Here is a 26,165-nt window from a genome sequence, read left to right as displayed (position 1 = left end):
CATAAGATAAAATGTAAAAGCAAAGGAGGAATAGCTACAATGAATGGACAGAACCGATCTGATATCCGCGCTGGTCTTCAGGTGGATATTGTGCTTAAAAAGGATCAGCCCACGGGTAAGCTAACGCGAGGAACGGTGAAGGATATATTGACCAATTCCCCACGTCATCCGCATGGAATTAAAGTGCGTTTGGTAGACGGACAGGTTGGACGTGTCAAACATATTGTAATGAATGAAGGATAAGAGCTTTGGGCTTAGGAGGAATAATGTATGAATCAGGCAACGGCATGGTCTAAAAATGATCGTTATCCGCTTATTTTACTTGTACTGCTGGTGCTTGCTCTCATTTGGTCCTTGGTTCGTCCGGCGGATTATTTTACATGGGTACTGGAAGTTCTCCCAGCTGTTTTAGGAGCTATACTGCTGGCGGCTCTTTACCGTCGATTTCGGTTTACCAATCTGGTATACACCCTAATCTGGCTACACGCACTCATCCTGATTGTCGGGGGGCACTATACCTATGCCGAAATGCCTCTGTTCAACTGGATTCGGGATACGTTTGGGCTGGAGCGCAATTATTATGATCGACTTGGGCATTTTGCGCAAGGTTTTGTGCCTGCACTCATTGTCAGGGAAGTGCTGCTGCGTAAGACGGCTTTGGGAAGCGGGAGCTTGCTCACTTTTCTAACGGTTAGTGTGTGTCTTGCGATCAGTGCTGTGTACGAACTGATTGAGTTTGCCGTAGCCAAGGCAACCGGTACGGCGGCAGAAGCCTTTTTGGGGACACAGGGAGATGTATGGGATACTCAATGGGATATGCTCCTTGCGTTCATCGGTGCCCTGACAGCGGTGATTTTGTTAAGCGGGGTACATAACAAGCTGCTCAAACAGCTAAAGGTATAGCAGGGTTTCTTGAAAGTCCGATGTTTTTGAAGGCTATATTCGCGTCACAGGGCGGCTGTCGAGATGCAGGGTCGCTGCATCCATGTAGCTGTCCAGTAGCCGCTCAAAAATACGGTCCCACGTCTGCTCCAGGCTGTATGCTCTACCGGTTTTGGACAGAAAGTCGCGAAGTGGGATATCCTCGTACAACAGGTGTACAGCTTTGGCAAAGGCAGCGGCATCTCCAGCTGGACACAGTAACCCCGTTTTCCCATGGATTACATTATCTTTGACCCCGCCTTCATTGGCGCCGATCACGGGTGTGCCGGAGGCCATAGCCTCCAAAACGACGTTACCGAAGGTTTCCGTAGTGGAGGGAAAGAGGAATACATCGGCTGCAGCGTACAGTTCAGCTAATTCCGGTCCTTTTACAAAACCAAGCCAGTGAACTGCGTGCTCTGGCACCTCGATATCTGCTGCAGTTTTGAACTTAAACAATGGGCCATCTCCTGCAATGACCAGCACTGAGGCTGCGCGGACGTCGTCGGGTAACTGGAGATAGGAATCCAGTAACGTATCTATTCCCTTTTCCGGTGCAAGTCTGCCCACATACAAAATCACAAATGCGTCTGCACGAACGCCCCATTTTTCCCATATCGCTTCGCGATTCACTGTGGGCTGGAAGCGGTCGGTATCAATTCCTCTACCCCAGATTTCGAGCTGTCCCATTCCTTTATTGCGTAACAATTCCATGGTTGACCGAGAGGGGACATATACCCTTTCACAATGTCTGTGAAACCAGAGCATGTATTTCCATAACGCAGGTTCAAGCCAGCGAAGCTTGTAATATTCGAGGTATTTATCAAAGTGGGTGTGATAGGAGGCGACAAGTGGAATATGGTGTTTGGCAGCGTAGCTTGTTCCATACAGGCCAAGATTAAACGGAGTAGCGACATGAATTAGATGCGGGGAAAAGGCTGACAGGCGCTCGTTGATTTGTTTGGCGTTAGGGATCGCTAGTCTACATTCCCGGTACAATAAAAAGGGAATACTTCGAAATCGCTCCACGCCCGGCCCCGAGGACAGATGATGGTCTGCCTCCGGTGCGAAGACAAGCGTAGATACCCCGTGTGTCTCCAAATAGCCAATCCATCGTTCCAGTGTCAGAGCAGCGCCATTGACATCAGGCGTATACGTGTCTGTAAATAATGCGACTCGAAGCATGCCTTCATTCCTCCTCCGCCATTCTCATTTATCCTATGACGTTCCAGGGGAGTCCGCTTGGAGGCTCCGGCTTTTATTGTGTCATGATTTTGTTTACGGGCTTGCCGGGTTTTGTAAAAGTTGCCCTGCGGACGGGCGCTCTTCTCAGATTTTACTAATCCATGGCACGGTGAGATCCTTCTGCGATGTTGATGCAGATAGGGAAATTCTGTTGATATGTATCCTAGCAGGAACTATACATTTCATAAATATTCCTGATCTCCGATGGTTTTGGGTAATAATAAAACATGGACTTTGTCTTGAAATTTCATTATAGTAATTCGGTATGAATAAATTTGAAGGGTAAGCAGGAGGGATGGCTTTGGCTTTTGGAGCACGGGTGTTAAAAACGGGAATCGCAGTGACGCTCGCCCTTTTTCTGAGCACGCTTTTGAACACCCATTCGCCTGTGGGGGCAGCGATAGCCGCTATTTTTGCCATGCAACCGTCGATATATAGGTCGTGGCGTTATTTTCTGGATCAACTCCAAACAAGCACATTAGGTGCAGTCATGGCGTTGCTGGGCGGAATGGTATTTTCGAATGAGCCGATTGCGGTCGGACTGGTATGTGTATTGGTACTTATGATATGTCTGAAAATAAACATGGCTGATACGGTTGGATTGACACTCGTGACCGTTGTTTCTGTCATGGAAGCTTCAGGGGACTGGAAATTTGCAGTAACCCGCTTTGCGCTGACTCTGATCGGGATTGTGTCTGCTTTTGTCATCAACATTACTGTTTTTCCTCCCAAACCGAAAAGGCAGTTTATCAATCAGATTCAAAATGTATTTAATAGCATGTCCTTGCTGCTGCGAACCGCCATTTCCGATGAGATTAAGGAGTCTGTCTTTAGAGAGGAAAAGGGAAATTTGCAGGGAGCTATTAAATCACTCTCGGACAAATATCATTTGTTCGAAGAGGAGCAGAAAAAGCTCAAGCGCACCAAGTTTAGTCAGACCAGACAAATGGTCGTATACAAACAAATGCTCGAAAGTTTGCACAAAGGATACGAGGTGTTGGATGCGGTTGAAAGGCACTACTTCCAGTCTTTACGTCCAAAGGGAACAGATGCGTTTTTTGACGATCATCTGGAGCGGCTGATTCGTTTCCACGAGCACGCTCTGCTGAAATTCGAAAATAAACTGAAACCAAATGAGGATGAAAGTGAATTGTTTCAGCAGGCCAACGGCGATTTTATGAAGCATGCCATTACACGTTTTGACCATTGTGAGGAGGGAATGCTGCGACTTTCCATCGTAGCTGCGACGATGTACGACTATGGTCATCAGCTGGAGCGATTAAGCAGACTGGCCGATCATATTCATCCTGTGGAAGAGAGTCGATAGGCAATTTCGAAAAAAAAGAAAAGGCGACCGCATTCATCAATCAGATGGACGGTCGCTTTTTTATGTAATGAATTCAAGGATGTAGGAACAGGCTAATGGAAGATTGCCAGAAAATACAAAAAAAAGCCCACTGGTTGCGAACAGGGACTGAACTTGCTACAATAGAGGATGCTATGTTTTACATCGTAAAACCGTATTGCATAAGTTGTTAACACACTTCTTGTTACATTATAGCATGCTTCAAAGGAATAGTCAATTTTCCCGGATCAGGGGGATGCGATGAGTATGCCCGGGTCCATAATAGAGCATAGTTTGTACGCAAGGGAGCCCTGCGCGGAGCAGGAGGAAACGGAACAGGAGCGATGTCAGTGACTACTGAGCAGCAATGGAATGAGGAACAACGAAGAGTAGAAGATGTGACCGCAGTCATTAGCGGACGTATTCGGAAGCTGGAGACAGAGGTTGGTTCTGTGCGCGGCGATGTCGTCGATATGCGTAAAGACTTCTGGGATGAGGTAACGATCAATTTCAGTGAGGCGGATGATGTGGGTGAGACGTCCACCAGTTTGCGTCAGCAGTCTGAGATTTTGTCTGAGCGGGAACGAAGACACAAGCATTCCACTGAGGCGCTAGGTCGTTTGAAAAAGTTGCTGGACTCACCCTATTTTGCACGCATTGATTTTGCTGAGGAAGGGCAGACTGCGGAGCGTATTTATCTGGGCATTGCCTCCCTGCTGGATAATCAGGATGAGGAATTTCTGATCTACGACTGGCGTGCGCCTATTTCGAATCTTTATTACGATAACATGCCAGGTCCCGCTTCTTATAAGACCCCAGCAGGAGAGATGGAAGGAGAACTGACGCTCAAACGCCAATTCTCAATCCGTGACGGACAGATTCGCTTTATGTTCGATACAGGCGTCACCATTGGAGACGAACTCCTTCAAGCCGTATTAAGCCGGAGCTCGGATGCTCAAATGAAAAGTATTGTCGCTACCATTCAAAAGGAGCAGAATCGCATCATCCGTGATGACCGAAGCCGCATGCTTATTGTTCAGGGAGCGGCAGGAAGCGGCAAAACCTCTGCAGCGCTTCAGAGAGTAGCGTATTTGCTGTATAAGTATCGGGATCGCTTGCGAGCGGATCAGGTCGTGTTATTTTCGCCAAACCCCATGTTTAACAGTTATGTTTCGACGGTATTGCCTGAATTGGGTGAGGAAAATATGCTTCAGGCCACGTTTCAGGAATATTTGGAACGGCGTTTGGGCCGGGAGTTTCAGTTAGAAGATCCTTTTGAGCAGCTGGAATATGTGCTATCAGCGTCGTCACAGCCTGGGTATGAAGCTAGGATGGAAGGTATCCGTTTTAAGTCATCCAAGACGTTCTTACATGTGATTACAGGCTACAAGGCGCATCTGGAACAGGAGGGAATGCGTTTTAAACCTGTTCGTTTTCAGGGACGTGAGGTGATTTCAGTAGAGCAAATGGCAAGCAAGTTTTATGAATTCGACTCGGCTGTGCGGCTGGCGAACCGATTGGAACTGCTACGCGATTGGATGCTCAAAGAGCTGGCCCGCTTTGGTAAGGAAGAATGCTCCGCTCCTTGGGTGGACCAGCAGATGGATCTGATGGAGCCGGAGGATTATCAGCGTGCATATAACCGCATGCGCCGTAAATCCAAGAATAAAGGCGATACCTTCGACGACTTTACACGTGAAAGAGAAATATTGGCACGTATGGTGGTCAGTGACCGCTTAAAGCCCTTGCGCAAGTGGATTAAGGCACTCCGCTTCGTGGATACAACCCGTCTATACAGCGAGTTGTTTATGAACGAGACGTTATTAAGCCAACTGTCGAATCATGCAGAGCTACCCGTCAACTGGAGTGAAATTAGTCGGCAAACTCTGAAACGAATTCAGGCTGGAGAATTAGCGTATGAGGATGTGACGCCCTTTTTATATTTGCGTGAGCTGATGCTGGGCTTCCGTTCCAATAGTAACATCCGTCATGTGTTTATTGATGAGGCACAGGACTATTCACCATTCCAGCTGGCTTTCTTTAAACGATTATTTCCGCAGGCTAAAATGACGGCACTCGGCGATTTTAATCAGGCCATCTATGCCCATGCTTCGGTGCTTCAGGATGCAGAACCATTGTATGACCTGTATGGAGCAGACCAGACCGAGATGATTTCCCTGACACGCAGCTATCGCTCAACACAGGAGATTGTAGAGTTTACCCGGGGGATGGTAGCAGGGGGAGAGCATATTGTTCCGTTTAACCGTAAGGGTGAGAAGCCTCTGGTAACCGAGGTGAACTCGCGTGAAAAGCTACACCAACTGATTGCCGGGAATGTTACAAAATTGCTGGCAGAGGGTTATGAATCCATCGCAGTGATCTGTAAAAATGCTGATGAAAGCGCGGCAGCCTACGAAGCACTGGAAGGACAACTGCCAGTAAAGCCAAAATTAATTAAGAAAACAACCCCTGCTTTTGAAAAGGGGATTCATATCATTCCGGCCTACCTGGCGAAAGGCGTGGAGTTTGATGCGGTTCTCATTTATGACGGATCAGTCCAAGAATACCAGCGTGAGAGTGAGCGTAAATTGTTCTACACGGCCTGTACGCGAGCGATGCATTTGCTGCATATATATAGCATAGGGGAGATTACGCCATTCGTGAGTTCGCAGGAATCGGAGACGTATATCCGTAAAGTGGAATAAAGTGACCATGTTCTTTAGGGGCGGCTGGCATTGTTGAGCGTATTCCAGTAACATAAGCAAATAAGCCAAACAGGTAAGAAGCATAAACGGAGGTTACAAACGTAATGGACATGAAGAGAGTATTTCAACGCCCGCCGCTGGCGGACTGTGTACCCGAGTTGATAGCTACAGCTAGAGGGGAGCGCAAGGCATCGCTGGTGATCCGCGGAGGAACGCTGGTCAATGTGGTATCGGGCGAATTGTTACCGGGCATGTCTATTGCTGTGCAAGGCTCTCGTATCGCATATGTCGGTAGAGACGTTAGCCATACGATTGGAGAAGACACCGTAATCATTGAAGCGGAAGGCCGCTATATGGCACCGGGTTTGCTGGACGGACATTGTCATATCGAAAGTACACAGCTCACCGTAACTGAGTTCGCGAAGGCAGTACTGCCGCTGGGCGTGACGGGCGGTTTTTTTGACCCACATGAAATTTCTAATGTGCTGGGTCTAAAAGGGCTTCGTCTGATGCTGGACGAAGCACGCACGACACCGCTGGCTGCTTACATGCAGGTAGCTTCGTGCGTGCCTTCCACAGGCCCAGAGCTGGAAACAACAGGTGCCTCTTTCGGTCCGGCGGAAGTCGCAGAGGCTCTAAGCTGGGGCCCGGATATGATCGGGCTGGGCGAAGTTATGAATTTCCCTGGCGTCGTCTATGGCGACGACGTGATGATCGGGGAAATTCAGGCCACGCTGCGCGCTGGCAAAGTGGCGGATGGCCATTTTACATGGGCCTCCGATGATTGGCGGCTGCCGGTCTATGCAGCCGCAGGAATTACGGGCGATCACGAATGTGTCACGCCCGAAGATGTAGCCGAGCGTATCCGGCTCGGCATGTATGCCAAGATGCGGCAAGGCTCCGCATGGCATGATGTGGCCGAGACGATCCGTGCCAGCACGGAAATGGGTCTCGACACGCGCCGTATGATGCTGGTGACGGATGATCGCAGCGCCGAATCCTTGCTCCATGAAGGACAGATGGATTTCGTTGTCCGTCATGCCATTGCGCAGGGCGTTAAGCCAGTGACTGCCTTTCAAATGGCAACGCTGAATACGGCAGAGCGCTTCGGCGTAGCACGGGACATCGGCTCGATCATTCCTGGTGCGATTGCCGATATTATCTTGCTTGATGGCCGATTGGCCGAAGTGAATGTGACGGCTACCATTGCAGCGGGTCAACTGGTGGCCGAGTACGGTCAAATGGTCGCCGACTGGGACGGCTTCGTTTATCCTGCGGAAGTAATGGACACGGTCCATTTGGGTCGAGAGCTGAGTGCCGCAGATTTCCGTATTGCGGCTCCAGTGCAGGAAGGGAATGTACCTGTACGGGTAATTCGTGTCACGGAAAATCATGTGGATACGAAGGAAGTACGGATGACCGTTCCGGTGCGTCATGGCGAAGTTGCATCAGATCCTGCACAGGATTTGTGCAAAATCGCTGTTTTCGAGCGACATCATGCCAGTGGCAGCCACGCGGTGGCACTTGTGACAGGCGTAGGCTTCACCGAGCCGGCCGCAATTGCCATGACCGTAGCGCATGATAGCCACAACCTGCTCGTCATCGGCAATGATGACGAGCTCATGACCCAGGCGGCAAAGCAGGCCGTTGCACTACGTGGCGGCGTGGTGGTCGTATCCGCCTCGGGTGAGACGCGCTTCCCGCTCCCGATTGCCGGATTGATGTCCCCAGCTCCGTTTGCAGAGGTGGCTGCGCAGTCCGAAGGCATCAGCCGGGCACTTCAGCAAGCCGGCTGCATGCTGAACAACGCGCTGATGACACTGTCGCTGCTCGCATTGGTCGTTATCCCTGAAATTCGCTTGTCGGATCAGGGACTAGTCGTGATCGGAGCCGACGGTATACGGAAGGTGTCTCTTTTCGTGGAAGAGGATGCTACGGAAGCCTGATAGAACACATCGCTGGGGGTTGTCCTGCAGGTCTACTCAGACCTGAGGGATAACCCCTGTTTTCTTATATAGTCCAGAAGATATCTTTGATTTTCTTACACAGCGTTTTGTGGGGGGGAAGAGATGCAATTATATTATCGTTCATTAAAAAAAATGGCTCATCAAGGCTCAATTATAGATCATGATTGGAACAGATTTGTAGAGCAAACCCGTGTAAGGCATGTTCAGCAAGGAACATATCTTATTGAAACAGGGGAACCTGTGGAACACGCTTATTTTTGTTCGGAGGGATTATTCCGTTTGTTCTATACTTTGGCAGATGGCAGAGAATATAATGTTGGTTTTTCACCAGAAGATGATTATGTAACCTCTTATGGCGCTATGGTTCAAGGTAAACCATCCACTTTTACGATTGAGGCCATGGAAGATTCGGTTGTTATTGAAATTCCACATCATGTACTGAAGGAGCTTATGGATACAAGCCATATGTGGGAAAGATTCGTGCGTAAAAGCGTAGAAAGACTGTACATTCGCAAAGAGGAACGGGAACGCGAATTGTTATATCTTTCTGCTAGGGAGCGTTATGATGCCTTTCTTCTCAAGTACCCCGGGTTGGACAAACGAGTTGCACAATACCATATAGCTTCGTACATAGGTGTATCTCCTGTTTCACTTAGTCGTTTGCTGCGCAGCGATTTGCATTAACCTATGTTAATGTGGCTTAGCGACAAGCAGCGTACAATAACGATAAATCCATTCAAGCTTCACTAAAAAGGAGATAGGCATATGCGTTATATGATGATTGTATTATTGGAGTTCTACCCTTCTTGGTTGGCTCTTCCTCGGGAAGAACGCCGCAAACATGCGGGGGCCTTGCAGGCTCGTATTCAGAAGTACAGCGAACATGTTCAGGTTCGTTTTTTCGATGCAGAAGCACTGCCCGGAAGGGACTATACGGATTTCGTTGTATGCGAAACAGAGGATATGAAGCAATATCACTATATGTGGGAAGAAATTCGTGATTCGGAGCCGTATACCAGAGGATATATGAAGATTAAAGATGTAGTAATGGGGATGGAAAATGCATTTCAGTCCTATGAGTCCGAAATGCTACAGATGGACAAATAACTCCCCGTACTCCTTTACTATGTAAAAGTAGGAGTTGAGCTTGTACAGGTTTTAAACAAGGCGAGTTCCCATGCTGTTTTATTCAGCTGGGAATTCGCCTTTTATCTTTTGAAAATGATAATCAGAAAAACCACTTTATGCAACTGTATTACTTATAACCTTCAGAAATCCATTATTTGTAGCATTATTAATTAACTGATTAATAGATTTTGCTGCGCTATCGCTAAACAAGTACCACTCATCTTTGGATACGTCATGAATCAAAAACTTGGGATACCCGATTAAAACTTCGGATGGAAAGGACTGGATTAAAGAATACACATCAAAACGAGCTAAGCTTTTCCCCTTTTGGTCTAAAAAATCGTATTGTGCATTTTTATAATAAGACCCAGGTGTGTCAATAGTGAGTCTCCAAGAATAGTTTTCAGGTGCTTCGACTTTTTCGCCTTTGTTTTTTGCAAAAATATTATAAATGGCTTTGTTATATGCATTGCCATGAATTTGCTGAACTACGCCGCCCATAATCATATGGTATTCCTGTTGAAGTGCCTTTACTTGTACACCGTTGATGAACAATGGTTCAGTATTAATAGTCACTGCAAAGTTGCTGTAATTGACATTACAGCCAAATGTCTCTGCAATAAAACGAAGTGGAACATATATGTTGTTATTTTTCAAGTATGGTTTTACATCAAGCGGTATCTTTTGACCGTTTTTCTCCGCTGTGCTTTTGTTTACTGCTAATTTTACTTTCATATCGCTTTTAGCGAGAATAATCTCGGAATCGGACCATTCGACGCTAGCCCCCAAACTTTCGCTAATAACACGTAGAGGCACCATTGTACGTTTGTTCTTCATTTGTGGCTTTGCATCGGTTGCTATAGCCACACCGTCAATTTTGATTTGATTTTGTGCTGCATAAGCAGTGGACGATGAAATACATAAAAAGATAGCAAGAAAAGCGCCAAAGAATGCCTTGTTCATAAAAGATTGCTCCTTTTTTTGATTAATTTGTTGCACAGTAACTTTCCCCCATATTAAGACGCGACTGGATAAAATTTGTTGCGTTTTCCTGTTCATCAACTTGACGTAACAACCAGTTTGTACTATTCAATTGAATTCCGATATTTACCACCCAAAAAATTCTAATCTTCCTGGGGAATTATGTCGATAACATTGAATATTGTTCATAAAATTTACAAAGTAAATCCTTAGGGGGAAAGTTAATGAGAAAACAGCTAAAAGTTGCGATTTCTCTAGCATGTTTAATGATGTTTATAGGTTGTTCAGCATCACCAGTATCACAGCAGACGACCAAGATTACATTTTTGAATTCTAAATCTGAAATAAAAACCCAATTAGAAGAAGTCGCAAAGCAATACAATCAAGAGCACCCTGAAGTATCTTTAGAAATTATAACCGCTCCAGAGGGAACGTCTGCATATCAAAAGCTGATGTCGATGTACGGCTCAGGAAGCCCAGCAACGATGTCGATGCTTGACCCGGGTGACACGCAGACATTCCTGGATAAAGCCGTTGACTTAAGTAAAGAGAAGTGGGTAGCCGATACGATAGAAAATGGACTTGATGCAGTTAAGAAAAACGATGCTGTGCTGGGATTCCCATTTGCAGTGGAAGGCTACGGATTAATCTATAACAAGAAAGTATTGGACAAGGCAACAGGGGGTTCTTTTGATCCTTCTTCGGTCAACAGTAGAAGCAGCCTGAATTCATTAATGGCTAAAATTCAGAAGTCGGGAGTAGCACCAGTCATGCTTTCACCAATGGACTGGTCTCTTGGCTCTCATCTTCTGGCTCTGGCTTATTCTGTTCAACCTGGAGGTTTTCCAGAGTTTGTTAAAGGTATGCAGAACAACTCCATCGATATGTCCCAAAACAATGTAATGTCTGGATGGGTACAAACTTTAGATCTGCTCAAGGATAACAACATCAATAAACACGCGCCTTTGGACAGTACGTATGAGGATGGATCCAAAGCTTTGGGAGAGGGCAAGGTAGGGCTTTGGTTTATGGGCAACTGGGCTTGGAATGGAATAAAGAGCAATGATACGGCAAATGAGGAATACGGGTTCTTGCCTCTTCCGCTAAACGATAATACAGATGATCCCAACAATTCAAAGATCACAGTTGGTGTGACAAAGTATGTATTCATTGACTCCACAGCTACTACGCCGCAGCAGCAAGAGGAAGCAAAGAAATTTTTAAACTGGCTGGTATACGAAAAGTCGGGACAGGAACTTTTGGTTAACAAGGCTAATGTTATACCAGCCTTTAAGAATATTGACTTAGTGCCTTCCGATCCCTTGAGTAAATCGATCAAGTCATATATGTCGAGCGGAAAGACGCTGCCGTTTATGGCAACCCTTCCACCTGATCATGGGGCCATCACAGGAGCATCTATCCAAAGCTATATCAGTGGAAAGATAGATAAGGCTGAGCTGTTACGCCAAATACGCATATACTGGAAAGCTCAGCAGGGATGATACGAGACCAGTCACGGGAGGAAGATAAGGGTGTTTAAATTAACGTTAAAGAAAAAAATAATTAGTGCAGCGCTCATACTGGTAATCGTACTATCCCTTTCAAGTGTTATAGGCGTCATTAAGATGTCGGAAATGGGGGAGGCTTCTGATAAGGTAAATAACAGGTCGTTACCTGCGGTTATTCTTCTTCAAGGTATGGATAAGCAGATTACAGAAATCGATAGACTCACCGTTCGAATGATACTCGAAGAGGATGCAGCTGCTCGCAGCACTTATCAAGAAGAACTAGCCAAAGCTACAGCTTCAATGGATAAGAGTGTAAATAAATATCAAAGTTTGGCCTCTACGACAGAGGAAAAAGAACTGTTCACCAACTTTTATGGTCAGTGGGCAATGTACCTTCGCCATCTAAAGGTGGTTTCTGCGGCCATGGAAGAAAACGACAAAGTGATGGCCTACATGATCATTCATGGAAATTCTTCTATTTATAAGGCAGCATTAGACGATGTAAATAAACTGAAGCTGCTTAATGAGCAGTATGCCACTGAGGCAGCTAATCAATCGAGTCAATCTTACCATTCAGGTAGACTTTTGATGATTTCTTTGACTATCATATGTACGATCCTTGGAATTATCGGTTCTTTTTTATTGGCTCAATCTTTCACTAAGCCCATATTAAAAATAGCAGAACAGATAAAGCTGGTAACGAGAGGGGACCTGCAAGTGGAACCCCTTAGGGTCCGATCCAAAGATGAGGTTGGGGAGCTGGCATCCGATTTTAATGAAATGTGCGATTCGCTGCGTAACCTTTTAAAGGAAGTTGTGGATAATTCCTTGCTGGTTGCCTCTACGGCTGAACAGTTAACGGCCAGTGCAGAACAGACAAGCATTGCTACCGAGCAGATAGCTATAAGTGCCACTCAGGTTGCGGAGGGTTCTCAGACACAGCTTGCAGATATAGCTGAAACGCTGAATTACACGGTAGGCGTTTCTAAAAGTGTAGAGAGCATAACCAATCGCTTTGTGAATGTGGCGAACCTCACAACCCAAGCACAAGAAAAAGCAAACAACGGGAAAACCCAAATGTCTTCCACCGTCTCTCAAATAAGAGATGTGCATACCAAGGTAACTCAATCCGCTGAAGTGGTAAATATTCTAGGCGAAAAATCTGCGGAGATTAGACAGATCACAGCTATGATTAGTGATATATCTGCCCGCACCAACTTGCTTTCACTCAACGCGAGTATAGAAGCTGCACGAGCGGGAGAGCAGGGAAAAGGATTTGCGGTTGTCGCTTATGAAGTACGTAATTTGTCGGCACAAGCAAGTGAAGCAACGGGCAAGATTTCCTCTCTGGTCAACGAAATCGCATTAAGAACAGACGAAGTTGTGATTTCGATGAATGAAGGTGTTCAATCTCTAAATGAAGGTATGATGCTTGTCGAAGGTGTTGGTAACGTCTTTTCTGAAATTGTCGGTGCCGTGGAAGAGGTGAGTGGTGAGGTAGACACGGCGGCTGTAGAAGCAAGATCCGTAAATGAAGGAACCATTTCTATGGTGGAATCTATGAAGAAAATTGCCGAAATCTCCGAACGTGCAGCCGACTCTACTCAAACAGTCGCAAGCGTAGTCGAGGAAACTACTGCCTCCATGGAGGAAGTGTCCGCAGGTGCTAACATGCTTGCCAAGCGGGCGGAAGAGATGAATCAAACGGTGTCTGTATTCAAAATTTAAAATAAGTTAGCGGTAGCCTTGGACGAGAAAAACAAGTCCTAGACTACCGCTGTTGTATTCAACTCTTGTGTCTGATTTAATTTGCGTATAATTACGAATGAATTGCTTCAGCTTTTTTAGCAGCTTTTTTCAGATCTTGTTTGCGGCGTTCCTCTAGATACCGTTCTCCATTCTTCTTGTCAGCTGTTAGCGTAAAGCAGGAAATGATGGTGAACAGACCTGCAATGGAACCCAAAATAACATAAGTGATTGGGAAATTCAGAACTTCATACATATGTCCGACAATAGGTGAGAAAACAGATACTACCAGGGAGCCCATAAACAAATACAGCAGGTACATGGTGGACGATAAGCGCTGGTCAAAGTTGACGGTAATGTACTTGAAGATGGCTACCAGAATCAGCGGTTTTTCCAGGGAGTGAATCATCTTCATCGCAGCCACCCATATGGAACCGAACGGCAGCGAAGAACCGATAATACGCAACGACATGATCGTTCCTGCAATAATCAATGCCCATTTAGCAGTCGTTTTGTTCACAAACCATGGGGTAACAAACAGGAACACAAATTCCAGGAATACCTGTACAGCACTTAAATCGCCAAGGAATTGATTTCCTTCTGCTTTGGAACTGAACTGAGATACGAAATAGGTGGCAAATTGCTGGTCATATACCTCATAAATTTGGGTCACGCCAACCATGAATAGCATAAGAAACCAGAACTTTGTGGTGCGTACGAGATGTAGTACGTCAATGAGCTTCAACGATTCAGTTTTCTGCTGCTCCTGTCCAGAAATTTCGACTTTGGTCAGGAAGATGCAGATCATGGCAACAACAGCAGATACGGAGGCAATCCAGAAGGTCAGATTTACATTGATGTTGATGACCCGCCCCGCAACAAAAGTAGCGGCCGCCCACCCGAGGGAGCCCCACATACGAACTCGTCCGTATTCAAAGCCGTATTTGCGGGACACTTTGTCCATATAGGAATCGACGACACCGTTACCTGCATTAAACACCAGACCGATAAATAGTGCACCGACAATGGCACCAATGACGAACTGCGTTTGAAGCAATGGACCGTACACATAGATAAAAAAGGGTCCGACGAGCAAAAGGATCGTAAAGAGTATGTACAGCAGATGTTTTCTCAAGCCCAGCTTGTCGGATAAGTACCCAAACAGGGGTTGCATGATCAAGGCGACGATAGAGTTAGCCGCGTATAAAAACCCTGTGTAGGTTTCTGAAATCTCCAGGCTTTGTCCTAGCCAAATGACAAAAAAAGACATGGCGGCAGACCATGTAAACAGATAAGCGAAGTTAAAAACGCTCAAAGACCAATAGTTGCGTTTTGCCAAATTCCTCATGTTTAAGCACCCCTTCAAATTGTAGCCGCTCAATGTGTTGACAACGTCATTAAGAATTTTCTGTACTATTAATTGTAAGGATGATTCAATTGAATCCATAGGGCATTTTCCCAAGATTTCCTGTGCTTATTGCAATCAATTCTAGATGGGTTATACAGAGCTTTTATTATCTTGTAAGAATTAAGTCCTACGTGTAAAATTGTTCATAGTTCATTAGGCTCATTTAGTAGGAGGAGAAACATGGCACGAAGCAGAAGTGTTCTAAGGTCTGGCTGACATGGTCATACTGATAGCATAATAAATTGTTAGAGCAAGGGGATGAAGTGGTTCTTTTGCAAGTACAAAGTTACTTGAAACCGTGAACGTATATAGAGTATTGTGTAATGATGAGTTATCGAAACTCACATCTTGGATAATGTTCTTACACCGATCGGGAAGGGTTAGCGAATGGCTATCCCTACTTGGTGCTGCTATGCCCTATTCACATGTCCTATACAAAATAAAAAGAAAATGAATGATAACAAATTGTTGTGATTTCATGGTTGGAGGATTTATTATGTCAAAAAGTGTTTCTTCGTCCTTTATTATTATTATAGGATCGATGCTATTTGCCTTATTTTTTGGTGCAGGGAATCTAATCTTCCCACCTATGCTTGGTCAAATGGCTGGAAAGAATGTATGGATAGCCAATGCGGGTTTCTTGGTTACCGGAGTTGGTTTACCGTTACTAGCCATCACTGCCTTTGTTTTTTCAGGCAAAAGCAATTTACAAACTTTAGCGAGTCGGGTACATCCTGTATTCGGGATTGTCTTTACAACGATCCTTTATCTAGCCATTGGCCCTTTATATGCAATTCCAAGAACCGGTAGTGTGTCGTTTGAAATTGGAGTAAAACCTTTCTTTTCAAACCATACAGATCATCCTGTCGCACTTTTTGTATTTACATTTCTTTTTTTTGGAGTTGCATGCTTGTTATCACTTAACCCTACAAAAATTATTGATGTGATCGGAAAGTTTTTAACCCCCATTAAATTGACATTCATTGGAATCCTGGTGGTTGTAGCTCTTATTCACCCCATAGGAGCCTTCCAAGCACCTGCTGAAGGCTATACTTCGCACGTCTTTTTCAAAGGTTTTCAAGAAGGTTATTTAACATTGGATGCACTTGTAGCCTTTATTTTTGGAATTATCATTGTGAATGCAATTAAGGAAAGAGGAGTTACTGCCAAAAAAGAGCTTATGATTATTTGTGCCAAATCGATAACCATTGCGGTTGTCCTCTTAGCATTTATCTATACGTCTCTTGCCTACATGGGAGCTTCTAGCGTTGAAAAACTGGGTGTTTTAGAAAATGGTGCTGAGGTGTTAGCCAAGGTTTCATCCTATTATTTTGGATCTTACGGCTCCATTTTATTAGGCTTAATGATTACAGTAGCGTGTTTAACGACAAGCGTAGGGCTTATTACGTCCTGTTCTTCCTTTTTTCATACCTTGTTTCCGAAAGTTTCTTATAAAAGAATTGCTCTCATGTTATCCATATTTAGTACCATTGTAGCCAATATAGGTTTAACACAGCTCATTAAGGTTTCAACGCCAGTGTTAATTGCAATATATCCTATTGCGATTTCTCTAATATTTTTAACATTTTTACATTCCGTGTTTAAAGGAAAATCAGAAGTATATCAAGGCAGTTTAATATTAACCTTCATTGTTAGTCTATTTGACGGCTTGAATGCTGCTGGAATAAAAATCAAAGTAATTAATGACTTTTTCACTCAAATTCTTCCGTTATATGATGTAGGATTAGGCTGGTTAATTCCCTCTGTTTTAGGAGGAGTAGGAGGTTATATATTCTACTATATTAAACGAAGAAAAATTGTCCTTATACTTATGAAGCCAAAAAATAAATGATTTGCTTATTCGGTGAATTGGACATGTATAACAAAAAAGAAAGAACGAACGGAGAACTGGATCTTCCGCTCGTTCTTTCTTTTTTGTAACTTTACTGGCTGCGATTCAAATCAAAATCATGCTTTTTAGTCTGTTATAGCAGGGACAGCAAGCGCCTGATCTGCTTCGTGCTGCTTGCGGTATAGCGAAGGAGTCAGGCCGTTCCATTTTTTAAAGGTTGCAATAAAATAGCTTAGATTTTCAAATCCCACATCCAGCGCAATATCAACTACTTTGCGGTCACTTTGCTCTAGCAACCTGCAAGCCTTCTGAATCCGCTGATAGTTGATATATTCAACCGGACTTTTCTGCACCATCTGCTTGAAGAAACGACAGAAATGTCCCTCGCTCATCCCAACCTCATCTGAGATCTCTCGCAAACGAATGGGCTCATGCGCATGACTGTTGATGTACGCCAGTGCTTTTTTGATCCGTTCGACCTTGTTGCGTTGACTCGCCATAACCACGTCTTCTCCGTTAGCCGGAGTCATATGCGGGAACAGGCAGGCGATTATGCTATAGAGTTGTGCTTTGGTGGTCAGCTCACGGGCAGGCGCATTCTGTTCATGGCTGGTGATAATACGTTTCAACGCGGTCAATAGCTCCTGCTCCCAAGACTGTACACCGCGAATGTGAGGGGGAGGGACGAGCTTTTTATGGATAAACGGTTCAATAAACTGGGTCTGAACTGTATCTTGCGTGCGGCTGTGCAGCATGTCCGGGTGAAACACCACCGCAGAAAATACACAGCGAGGACTTTTTTGTAAATAACCGGCGTGAAGCTCGCCACTGTTTACAAAAAGGGCTTCACCTTCGCTAACCTCCGTATAGACCATATCCGTCTGAAATACAGCACTCCCCTGTTCTACTACGATAAACTCCATTTCCTCATGCCAATGGGACTCCAATATACGATTTCCGTTCAATTGCTCTACACTAGGATATACGCTGACTGGATACATGGGATTGCCGTGAATACGATTTTCTCGTAACATTTCCCTTTGCATTTCACTGATTCCTTTCGGCGCACTGATTTATATAGAAAACATCAAAATATTGATACTAAACGTCAAAATAGAAGAAGTAAACCCTTACATAAATCAATATTATTATAGTAAGGATTTCGAAAAAATCCAATAAGCGATTTGGGATCAAGGAATATAAAAGTTGAGACGGAGGAAGAGACAGATGAAATTTACTGATGGCTATTGGTTGGTTCGCAAGGGCTATGAAATACAAAATCCTGCTGACATCCGTGATATCGTGACGGACGATGCTTCCATGACGGTATATGCAGCAACCCACCGAATCGAGCACAAAGGGGATACGCTGAACGGAGCGTTACTGAAAGCGACCTACAGCTCTCCCATGCCGAATGTTATTCGAGTGCGTCTGAACCACCATAAGGGACGGGTGCATCATGGACCAGATTTTGAAATTCACACCTTGCCGACAGAGGTGGATATTACGGTGGGTGAGGACGTAGCGGTGCTGAAAAGCGGTGATTTGAGTGTGCGAGTCGGTCGTGGAAAGAGCTGGGACGTAGGCTTTTATGTCAAGGATCGTAAAGTCACAGGCAGTGGGCATCGGGGACCGGGCTTTATTACGGACCCACAGGGTCAGCCTTTTTTCCGGGAGCAGCTGGAGTTGGGCATGGGAGAGTACGTATACGGTCTTGGAGAGCGTTTCACTCCGTTTGTGAAAAATGGTCAGGTCGTTGATATTTGGAATGAAGATGGCGGGACCAGCAGTGAACAGGCGTACAAAAACATTCCATTTTATTTATCCAACAAAGGGTACGGTGTATTCGTGAATCATCCGGAAAAAGTATCCTATGAGATTGCGTCGGAAAATGTTTCGAAGGTACAGTTTAGCGTTTCTGGCGAATCGTTAGAGTATTTTATTATTGGTGGAGCAAATCCTAAGGAGGTACTAGACAATTATACTAAGCTGACAGGCAAGCCTGCATTGCCACCAGCCTGGACCTTTGGTTTGTGGCTGACCACTTCGTTCACGACTGATTATGATGAAGCGACAGTAAACCATTTTGTGGACGGGATGGCTGAACGGGATCTGCCACTCTCAGTGTTCCATTTTGACTGCTTCTGGATGAAGGAATACCAATGGTGCGATTTCCAGTGGGATCAAGATATGTTTCCAGATCCGGAAGGCATGCTGCAGAGATTGAAAGCTAAGGGTCTCAAAATTTGCGCATGGATCAATCCGTATATTGCAGAAAAGTCCATATTGTTCGATGAAGGGATGGAGAATGGCTATCTGGTCAAAACAGCCGATGGCAGTGTGTGGCAGTGGGACATGTGGCAGGCGGGAATGGGGCTGGTTGACTTCACGAATCCGGCTGCTGTCGCGTGGTACCAGGATAAGCTGAAGGTGCTGATCGATCAAGGCGTGGATTGCTTCAAAACCGACTTTGGTGAGCGTATTCCAACAGATGTAGTTTATCATGATGGCTCTGATCCAATGAAAATGCATAATTACTATACGCAATTGTACAACAAAGCTGTGTTTGATGTGCTGGAGGAAAAGCTGGGCAAAAATGAAGCCGCATTATTTGCACGTTCTGCCACAGCCGGGGGACAACAGTTCCCAGTTCACTGGGGCGGAGACTGCTCGTCCACGTATGAGTCGATGGCGGAATCCTTGCGGGGCGGATTATCGCTTGGCTTGAGTGGTTTTGGCTTTTGGAGCCATGATATTAGCGGCTTTGAACTAACGGCTGCGCCGGACTTATACAAACGGTGGGTACAGTTTGGACTGTTATCCTCCCATAGTCGTCTACACGGAAATGTGTCATACCGTGTTCCTTGGCTGTTTGACGAAGAGTCAGTCGACGTAGTGCGCAGCTTTACCAAACTCAAATGCTCGCTGATGCCACACCTGTATGCAGCTGCTGTGGAATCCTCGGTGAAGGGACTGCCGATGATGCGGGCTATGGTTTTGGAATTCCCGCAGGACCCTACCTGTGCCACGCTGGATCTACAATACATGCTGGGGGATTCCATTTTGGTAGCCCCGATCTTTAATAAAGAAGGCAATGTACAGTATTATGTACCAGAGGGTCAATGGACGAATTTGCTAACGAATGAAATCGTATCTGGCGGTCGTTGGGTCAACGAGCATCATGATTTTACAACTTTGCCTGTGCTCGTGAAGCCAAACACATTGTTGGCCATCGGTCATGAGGATCGTCGTCCGGATTATGATTATGCAGATCAAGTAGCGCTTCATTTGTTTGAACTAGGTGAGGGGCAACAGGCCCGCACGGTCGTCGTGAATACATCAGGTGAAGAAGAGCTAACGGTTACTGCCAGCCGCAAGGATTCTGTCATTACGGTGAAGGCCGAAGGTGCCGTTAAACCGTGGTCGTTAGTACTGCGCGGTATCCATGAGGCTGTTCAAGTGAAGGAAGGCAGCAGTCTGGCGGGAGAACAGGGGTTAATCATTACACCAGCCTCCAGCGGACAGCAAGAGCTCACTATTCACTTGGCATAGGTTAGGAGTTCATCCGTGGATGGATAGATTATAATGTAGCGATTATATTGCAAAAAAAAGGGCTTGCCTGATAAAAACAGGCAAGCCCTTTTTGATGTGGGATTCCGATAAAGAATATCTTCAACTTTAGCATTGATATCATACCCTATGCATTTTGCTGAAGTAGTAGTGGTACAAGGTACTGCCGGAAAATATCCACAGGAGTCCGTTTCTTTTTAAATTTATCAGCTGTGAGGACAATTACCAAGTCATAAGAGGGGACCACGATAGTATATTGCCCACCAAAGCCGAGTGCGTAAAAATAGTCTGTTTCCATTCCTGTCTCTCTCTCATCTGAAAAGGAAGAAGCCCACCAGTGAAAGCCGTAATATGCTTTTTGTGGTTTGGAGGCTGGAAGAAATGGACGGGTCGAATATCGGACGGTCTCTGTCTGGATGATCTGCCGTCCTTCCCAGCTTCCTTCGTTCAGATAAAGTCGCCCGAATTTGAGCATGTCCAGCGGTCTGAGATGCAGCCCAAAGCCCCCGGTGTGAGTGCCTTGCGGATCGGTTTCCCACTGATAGTTATCGATACCAAGTGGCTGGAATAATTGCTCCTCGGCAAATTCAGCAACGGCTTGTCCAGAGGCAGAACGCAGCAAGGTGGCCAAAAGTTGAGAACAGCCAGAGCTGTACTCCATTCGCGTACCTGGTATATCCGATAATGGCTGTGAAAGCACAAATTGTACCCAATCGGACGTTTTGCTCATGGTAGGAAAAGAATTTTGTCCCCCAAATTCCGTCCAATTAAAGCCAGCAGACATCGTCAGCAGGTGTTCAATCGTAATATCACGCTTTCGAGGGTCACTGTCTTTGGCTAACTGGGGGAAAAATTCGAGGATCGGTGTCTCTGGTTTGGGTACCAGTCGTTGATCCATAGCAATACTAACTAATGCAGAAATCACACTTTTGGTACAGGAATTTATTTTATAGAGTTCGTTGGCGAATTGAGGCTCACGGTAGTAATCCATGATCGTATGTCCCTGTTGCTCAATAAGACAGCTACGGGTTTCCAACTCGTTAAGAACGTGAATAAGTGGTTTGAGCTCCAGACTTTTCATGCAGATCCTCCTTGAGGCTTATAACATACCATTACATAGTATATCATTTTTAACCATCCGAGTCCGACAAGTATAAACGAATAATGGTTCTTATCTTTTTCCCTAATTTGAATTTTTTTGTTTTTTGATATTAATAAATATATATATGTTCACTAAAAAGACACAAATATATTTGAAAATCTATACACTTTTTCGGTTTCATTTAAAAAAACAGCTCAATAAAACGATATATAGTAAGTTGAACATTTTATTTTGAAACAACTGGGGGACCAATTCATGAACTTAACAATTAAGGCCAAAATGATTCTCAGCGCGATACTGATCCCAAGTGTGATTGCTGCCATGCTGCTGACCAATTACATTTTAAGTATACATAGTGAGAACGAGTACAAAGATATTATGAACCGTGAAGAGACGATTGCGTATAACTCCAAGTCTCTGCAATTTTTGTTAAACGGGATATCCAATGATGAGCGGGCATATTTGTTGACTCGTGACGAACAGTATGGGAACGAGATCGGAAACAAGCAAAGTGAAGTTGCAAAGTTGTTACAGGAGACAGAAGCTCTGCTCAATACAGGCAATGAGGATACAAAGAAGAAGATGACTGATCTCAAAACAGGGATTAATACCTATATGAATCAAGTTCATACTCTACTGACCACAGCGGGGTATAAGAGTACAAGAGATGATGCCTTCCCGCCATTTTCTGAATTGCTCGATGATTTTGAAAACGAACGGGTTTTGCGCAAGCAACTTGATACCAAGGTGGTAGCATTTGTCAAAGCGCAAGAAGATATGGTAACGGTGAAAATACAGCAGGCGCACCAAACGATGACGAACACAACCTTAATTACGAGCATTGTAGGACTTTTGGTAATTATTTACAGTATTGTTCAATCTATCGTTTTGATTCGTTCTATTCGTCCATTACACCATATGAATGAGCAGTTGTTGCAAATGTCTCAAGGTGGAGGAGATTTGCGAAGTAGACTGGATATTACGTCCAAAGACGAAATCGGTATGATTGCGAGCTCCTACAACAAGCTTATTGAAGGATTCCGCAATATCATTGTGGATGCTCAGGATACGGCTCGTACATTAACTGTAACCGCAGAGCGTGTTAACGTGAGTACTGAGGAAATGAATCAGGCCAATCGTCATACCTCCGGTGTAATGGAAGAGCTTGCGACTGGTATGGAGCATCAGGTCGATGATATTACACAAACTACAGATACCATAAAAGAGCTTGCCAACGAGCTTGAACGGATTGCTGCCACAAGCGAGCAGGTATATGAATTGTCTGATACAGCTGCTAAAGATGCAGAAGCAGGGGAACAATCGATTGGTAAGGCTATGCGTCAGATGGAGAAGGTAAGCGAAAGTGTAGACAGCTCTGCACGTGCTGTACGTTCACTTAGTGAACAGGCGGAGCAGATTGGCATGATCGGATCTGTTATTACCGGATTTGCCAAACAGACTGGAATGCTGGCGCTTAATGCGTCCATTGAAGCGGCAAGAGCGGGAGAACAGGGCAAAGGATTTGCTGTTGTGGCCTCTGAGGTAAGAAGATTGTCCGAGCAAGTATCGGTTTCAGCAGCAGAAATCACACAGTTTGTGCAAAATATTCAGGAGCATGTTGGGCATGTCGCTTCAACCATGCAGTCTGGAACAGTTGAAGTGCAATCTGGCGTAAAGGTCATGCAATCCGCTGAAACTGCATTTCGTCAGATTGGAAGTTCCATTCAACAAGTCAGCGAGCAGATTCACAGTGTAAACCGGTCTGTAGAACAAATGTCCGGTGGATCTGAGCGAATGGTGAAGGCCGCGGAACGCATCCGTGAAGTAGCGGAGCAGACGGCAGGAGGAACCCAAAGCGTCAGTGCGGCGGCTGAAGAGCAACTGGCTTCCATGGAGGAAATTGCATCGTCCATTCATACTGTGGCGGATATGTCGCAATTGCTAAACGCAAGGGTCGGTGGTTTTAAAGTATAGCCGTATAAATTCCCACCAATGTAAACACAATAACATCTGTTGAACGAATCTGGACAGCTGTGTGTTATTACTTTTGCAAAGGTGGTAACGGGATGCAACAAAATAAAGGGAATCTGGTTGCATTAGGTTCCATCCCGCTGATGATGACGCTGGGTAATTCCATGCTGATTCCGGTTTTACCGGAAATCGGACGTAAGCTACATGTAAGCTCCTTTCGGATTAGCATGTTGATTACAGTGTATGCGGTGGTGGCCATTTTACTGATACCGATTGCGGGTTATCTATCCGACCGATTTGGCCGTAAAGCAGTGATTGTTCCCTGTCTGATTCTGACTGTGATCGGAGGGGGAATTTCTGCGGTGGGAGCATGGTTGCTTCATGACCTGGCAGCATACTGGACCATTATTGCAGGTCGACTACTTCAGGGCGCAGGAGCGGCAGGTGCTTTTCCTATAGTTATTCCGCTTGTGGGCGATCTGTACGAGAACGAGGATGAAGCCAGCAAGAACCTGGGGGTAGTCGAGACCTACAACACATTCGGTAAAGTATTAAGTCCGATTCTCGGTGCTGCGTTGGGCGCTGTGCTATGGTTTTTGCCATTGGCAGTGATTCCGGGTCTCTGTCTGATTTCGCTTATTTTGGTCATTTGGCTGATCCATGTGCCCAAGCGTAAAAATCAACCGATTATGTTTCGAGAATTTGTGGGGAATGTGAAGCAGGTGCTTGCCGAAAAGGGACGCTGGCTCTACGCTATTTTTGCTATGGGCGGTATTTGCATGTTTGTCATTTTTGGCGTCTTGTTCTACTTATCCGACATACTGGAAAGTCGCTACAACCTCCATGGCGTCTGGAAGGGCTTTGTGCTGGCTATACCGCTTATTTCCCTCTGTCTGTGCTCTTATTTAGGTGGCAAAGTTATTGGCAAGCACAAAAAACGTATGAAATGGATCGGTTTCGGAGGTTTGGCCATATTGACGATTAGCTTTGCCATTCTCGGATTTTTTCAACATATTTATGCGGTGATTGGCCTGTTTACGCTAGGGGGCGGCGGTATTGGGCTCGCACTCCCTTGTTTGGATGCACTGATTACCAAGGGAATTGAAAAAGAGGAGCGCGGAACTATCACTTCCTTGTACAGCAGTATGCGCTTTGTCGGAGTATCTTTAGGTCCGCCGGTTGTATCTTTGCTGATAGGCAGCAGTGGGCATGGTCTGCTTTTTGGCGTCATGGCCGCAGTGGGGGGAATTGCGGCTCTGCTGATGCTATTTGCGGTCAAGCCAGAACAGGATGAACCAGCAGGGGACAAATCCAGTGATCGCAGCAATAAGAGTGAGGGAATGACATACATTTCTCGAGAAAAGCCTCTTTCTTCTAAGCTTAGACACAAAACCCCTGCGAAATATAAATAAATTGCAAATGAAAAAGCACCCGTTTTCCATGGAATAAAGCCATGGTAACGGGTGTTTTTGATATTTGAGCGAGTATAGATGGATACTCATTCTAAAGAATAGTTTTATCCCTCCAGAGGGACATTTCTTTTAGGCTTGCGGCTTGCGATGATCTGAATGACATAAATCAGCAAGAACAACACAACAAACAGCGACGAAAGACGATACATCCATGCATAATCACTGGCTTTGGCGATAACGCCAAGTATAAGCGCTCCGGCTGCGACCCCGAAATCGAGGGAATTGAGAAACATACCGTTTGCCATGCCTCTCTGTTTAGGTGACACAACCTGAATCATCCAGGTTTGCAGCGTTGGCTGCATAACACCAAACCCGATACCGTAGCAAAGAGCAGACAGATACATAAAGGCGTCACTGTGTGCGTAGGAAAGCAGGATCAGACCGCCAATGAGAAACAGGGAACCGGGGATGAGCAGCGCCTTTGCCCCTTTTTTATCATATATACGACCCGAGAAGGGGCGCACGATCAGTACAGATACCGCATTAAACAGGAAAAAGTAAGCCGGGTGCGCAAGATTAGCTTCATCTCCATAAAGCGCCATAAAACCGAGCAACCCGCCATATGTGATAGACATCAACATGTTCAATAAGGCGGGGATCCACAATTTACGGTTAAATGCTGGTTTGCGCCCTTCTTCCAAAGGAACCATAGGTGGTTCGACGTGCCCCTTAGGCAGTGTGCGAATGAGCCAGTAAGCTAGAGGGAAAATGACAACAATGACAGCGGATGTCGAATAGGCAAGCAGGTTAAAACTGCCGTATTGCAGCATCGAAATACCGATAGTTGGCCCAATAGACATCGCTAAACTTGTGGACAGACTAAAAAATCCCATTCCTTCACCAAGACGTTTGGTAGGGATGACGTCAGTGACCATTGTTGGAAAGGCAGTGCTGCTCATACCAAAGCCAATCCCAAACAGCATACGCATGAGTAGGAGCACCGCAATTGTCGGTGAAACACTATATCCCAGCGTTCCTGCTAATGCAAACAGCAGTCCAACGAAGATCAGGGCGCTGCGATGTCCTTTTTCCAGCATACGGGCAGAAAAAAGTCTTGCGACAATTGCACTTAATGCGAACAAAGTCGTAACAAGACTGACCTGCACGGAGGTAGCGTGGAACGCATTTTTCACATAGGAAGGAATGGAAGATACAATCATCTGTAGTTCCAGAAACAAAAATAAATTGGAAACCGTAAGAACGATAAATTCCTTGGTCCAAAGAGGTTGCTTGCCTTGTTGCAT

Annotated in this window: 19 protein-coding genes; 13 read left to right on the top strand and 6 right to left on the bottom strand. The window is 45.4% G+C overall.

Translation table 11 applies throughout. The features are described from left to right. The first annotated feature begins 39 nt into the window (after window positions 1–39). Both C0638_RS23810 and C0638_RS23805 read left to right on the top strand, forming a co-directional pair. Window positions 40–243 (top strand): YwbE family protein, encoded by a 204-nt coding sequence (locus C0638_RS23810; RefSeq protein ID WP_013370570.1) that lies wholly within the window; start codon window positions 40–42, stop codon window positions 241–243. A gap of 27 nt (window positions 244–270) precedes the next feature. After that, complete coding sequence (locus tag C0638_RS23805) at window positions 271–903, top strand: DUF2238 domain-containing protein (RefSeq protein WP_058712228.1); 633 nt, start codon at window positions 271–273, stop codon at window positions 901–903. Window positions 904–936: 33 nt separating this feature from the next. Here C0638_RS23805 and C0638_RS23800 read toward each other — a convergent pair whose 3' ends face one another. After that, window positions 937–2,106 (bottom strand): glycosyltransferase family 4 protein, encoded by a 1,170-nt coding sequence (locus C0638_RS23800; protein WP_025676878.1) that lies wholly within the window; start codon window positions 2,104–2,106, stop codon window positions 937–939. Between the two features lie 355 nt (window positions 2,107–2,461). Here C0638_RS23800 and C0638_RS23795 point away from each other — a divergent pair, with 355 nt between their 5' ends. The 5 genes from C0638_RS23795 to C0638_RS23775 all read left to right on the top strand — a co-directional run bounded on the left by C0638_RS23795 (window position 2,462) and on the right by C0638_RS23775 (window position 9,290). Further along, entirely contained in the window at window positions 2,462–3,493 is a 1,032-nt protein-coding gene (locus C0638_RS23795; protein WP_014599646.1) for an FUSC family protein, read from the top strand. 362 nt (window positions 3,494–3,855) lie between these two features. Then, window positions 3,856–6,216, top strand: a complete 2,361-nt coding sequence (gene helD, locus C0638_RS23790) for an RNA polymerase recycling motor HelD (protein WP_228392896.1) — start codon at window positions 3,856–3,858, stop codon at window positions 6,214–6,216. A 104-nt stretch (window positions 6,217–6,320) separates the two neighbouring features. Further along, window positions 6,321–8,162: an adenine deaminase gene (locus tag C0638_RS23785; protein ID WP_058712227.1), complete on the top strand. Its 1,842-nt coding sequence runs from the start codon at window positions 6,321–6,323 to the stop codon at window positions 8,160–8,162. A 123-nt stretch (window positions 8,163–8,285) separates the two neighbouring features. Further along, entirely contained in the window at window positions 8,286–8,867 is a 582-nt protein-coding gene (locus C0638_RS23780) for a Crp/Fnr family transcriptional regulator (protein ID WP_058712226.1), read from the top strand. 81 nt (window positions 8,868–8,948) lie between these two features. Further along, window positions 8,949–9,290: a darcynin family protein gene (locus C0638_RS23775; protein ID WP_058712225.1), complete on the top strand. Its 342-nt coding sequence runs from the start codon at window positions 8,949–8,951 to the stop codon at window positions 9,288–9,290. Window positions 9,291–9,425: 135 nt separating this feature from the next. Here C0638_RS23775 and C0638_RS23770 read toward each other — a convergent pair whose 3' ends face one another. Further along, a complete protein-coding gene (locus tag C0638_RS23770; RefSeq protein ID WP_058712240.1) occupies window positions 9,426–10,274 on the bottom strand; it encodes a copper amine oxidase N-terminal domain-containing protein in 849 nt (282 codons plus the stop codon). A 242-nt stretch (window positions 10,275–10,516) separates the two neighbouring features. Between C0638_RS23770 and C0638_RS23765 the strand changes: the two genes are divergently transcribed. Both C0638_RS23765 and C0638_RS23760 read left to right on the top strand, forming a co-directional pair. Further along, window positions 10,517–11,794, top strand: a complete 1,278-nt coding sequence (locus C0638_RS23765; protein WP_058712224.1) for an ABC transporter substrate-binding protein — start codon at window positions 10,517–10,519, stop codon at window positions 11,792–11,794. A gap of 30 nt (window positions 11,795–11,824) precedes the next feature. Then, window positions 11,825–13,528, top strand: coding sequence for a methyl-accepting chemotaxis protein (locus C0638_RS23760; RefSeq protein ID WP_058712223.1), 1,704 nt, complete (start codon window positions 11,825–11,827; stop codon window positions 13,526–13,528). Between the two features lie 91 nt (window positions 13,529–13,619). On the opposite strand, the gene C0638_RS23755 is transcribed toward C0638_RS23760, so the two are convergent. Next, complete coding sequence (locus tag C0638_RS23755) at window positions 13,620–14,894, bottom strand: oligosaccharide MFS transporter (protein ID WP_058712222.1); 1,275 nt, start codon at window positions 14,892–14,894, stop codon at window positions 13,620–13,622. A 556-nt stretch (window positions 14,895–15,450) separates the two neighbouring features. Here C0638_RS23755 and brnQ point away from each other — a divergent pair. Further along, window positions 15,451–16,806 carry a branched-chain amino acid transport system II carrier protein gene (brnQ, locus tag C0638_RS23750; protein WP_058712221.1) on the top strand — a complete coding sequence of 452 codons (1,356 nt, stop codon included), beginning with the start codon at window positions 15,451–15,453 and terminating at the stop codon, window positions 16,804–16,806. Between the two features lie 125 nt (window positions 16,807–16,931). Here the strand turns inward: brnQ and C0638_RS23745 are convergent, their stop codons facing one another. Continuing rightward, entirely contained in the window at window positions 16,932–17,852 is a 921-nt protein-coding gene (locus tag C0638_RS23745) for an AraC family transcriptional regulator (protein WP_058712220.1), read from the bottom strand. 181 nt (window positions 17,853–18,033) lie between these two features. On the opposite strand from C0638_RS23745, the gene yicI reads away from it, so the two are divergent. Continuing rightward, window positions 18,034–20,358, top strand: coding sequence for an alpha-xylosidase (gene yicI, locus C0638_RS23740; protein ID WP_058712219.1), 2,325 nt, complete (start codon window positions 18,034–18,036; stop codon window positions 20,356–20,358). A 145-nt stretch (window positions 20,359–20,503) separates the two neighbouring features. On the opposite strand, the gene C0638_RS23735 is transcribed toward yicI, so the two are convergent. Then, complete coding sequence (locus C0638_RS23735; RefSeq protein WP_058712218.1) at window positions 20,504–21,457, bottom strand: serine hydrolase domain-containing protein; 954 nt, start codon at window positions 21,455–21,457, stop codon at window positions 20,504–20,506. Between the two features lie 276 nt (window positions 21,458–21,733). Here C0638_RS23735 and C0638_RS23730 point away from each other — a divergent pair, with 276 nt between their 5' ends. Together C0638_RS23730 and C0638_RS23725 are read left to right on the top strand one after the other, a co-directional pair. Beyond that, entirely contained in the window at window positions 21,734–23,452 is a 1,719-nt protein-coding gene (locus tag C0638_RS23730; RefSeq protein WP_102163813.1) for a methyl-accepting chemotaxis protein, read from the top strand. A gap of 92 nt (window positions 23,453–23,544) precedes the next feature. After that, complete coding sequence (locus C0638_RS23725) at window positions 23,545–24,861, top strand: MFS transporter (RefSeq protein WP_058712216.1); 1,317 nt, start codon at window positions 23,545–23,547, stop codon at window positions 24,859–24,861. 104 nt (window positions 24,862–24,965) lie between these two features. On the opposite strand, the gene C0638_RS23720 is transcribed toward C0638_RS23725, so the two are convergent. Next, window positions 24,966–26,165: an MFS transporter gene (locus C0638_RS23720; protein ID WP_058712215.1), complete on the bottom strand. Its 1,200-nt coding sequence runs from the start codon at window positions 26,163–26,165 to the stop codon at window positions 24,966–24,968.

This window comes from Paenibacillus sp. lzh-N1, assembly GCF_002872435.1.
Lineage (GTDB): Bacteria > Bacillota > Bacilli > Paenibacillales > Paenibacillaceae > Paenibacillus > Paenibacillus polymyxa_C.
This window is presented reverse-complemented; position numbering and strand designations above follow the sequence as displayed.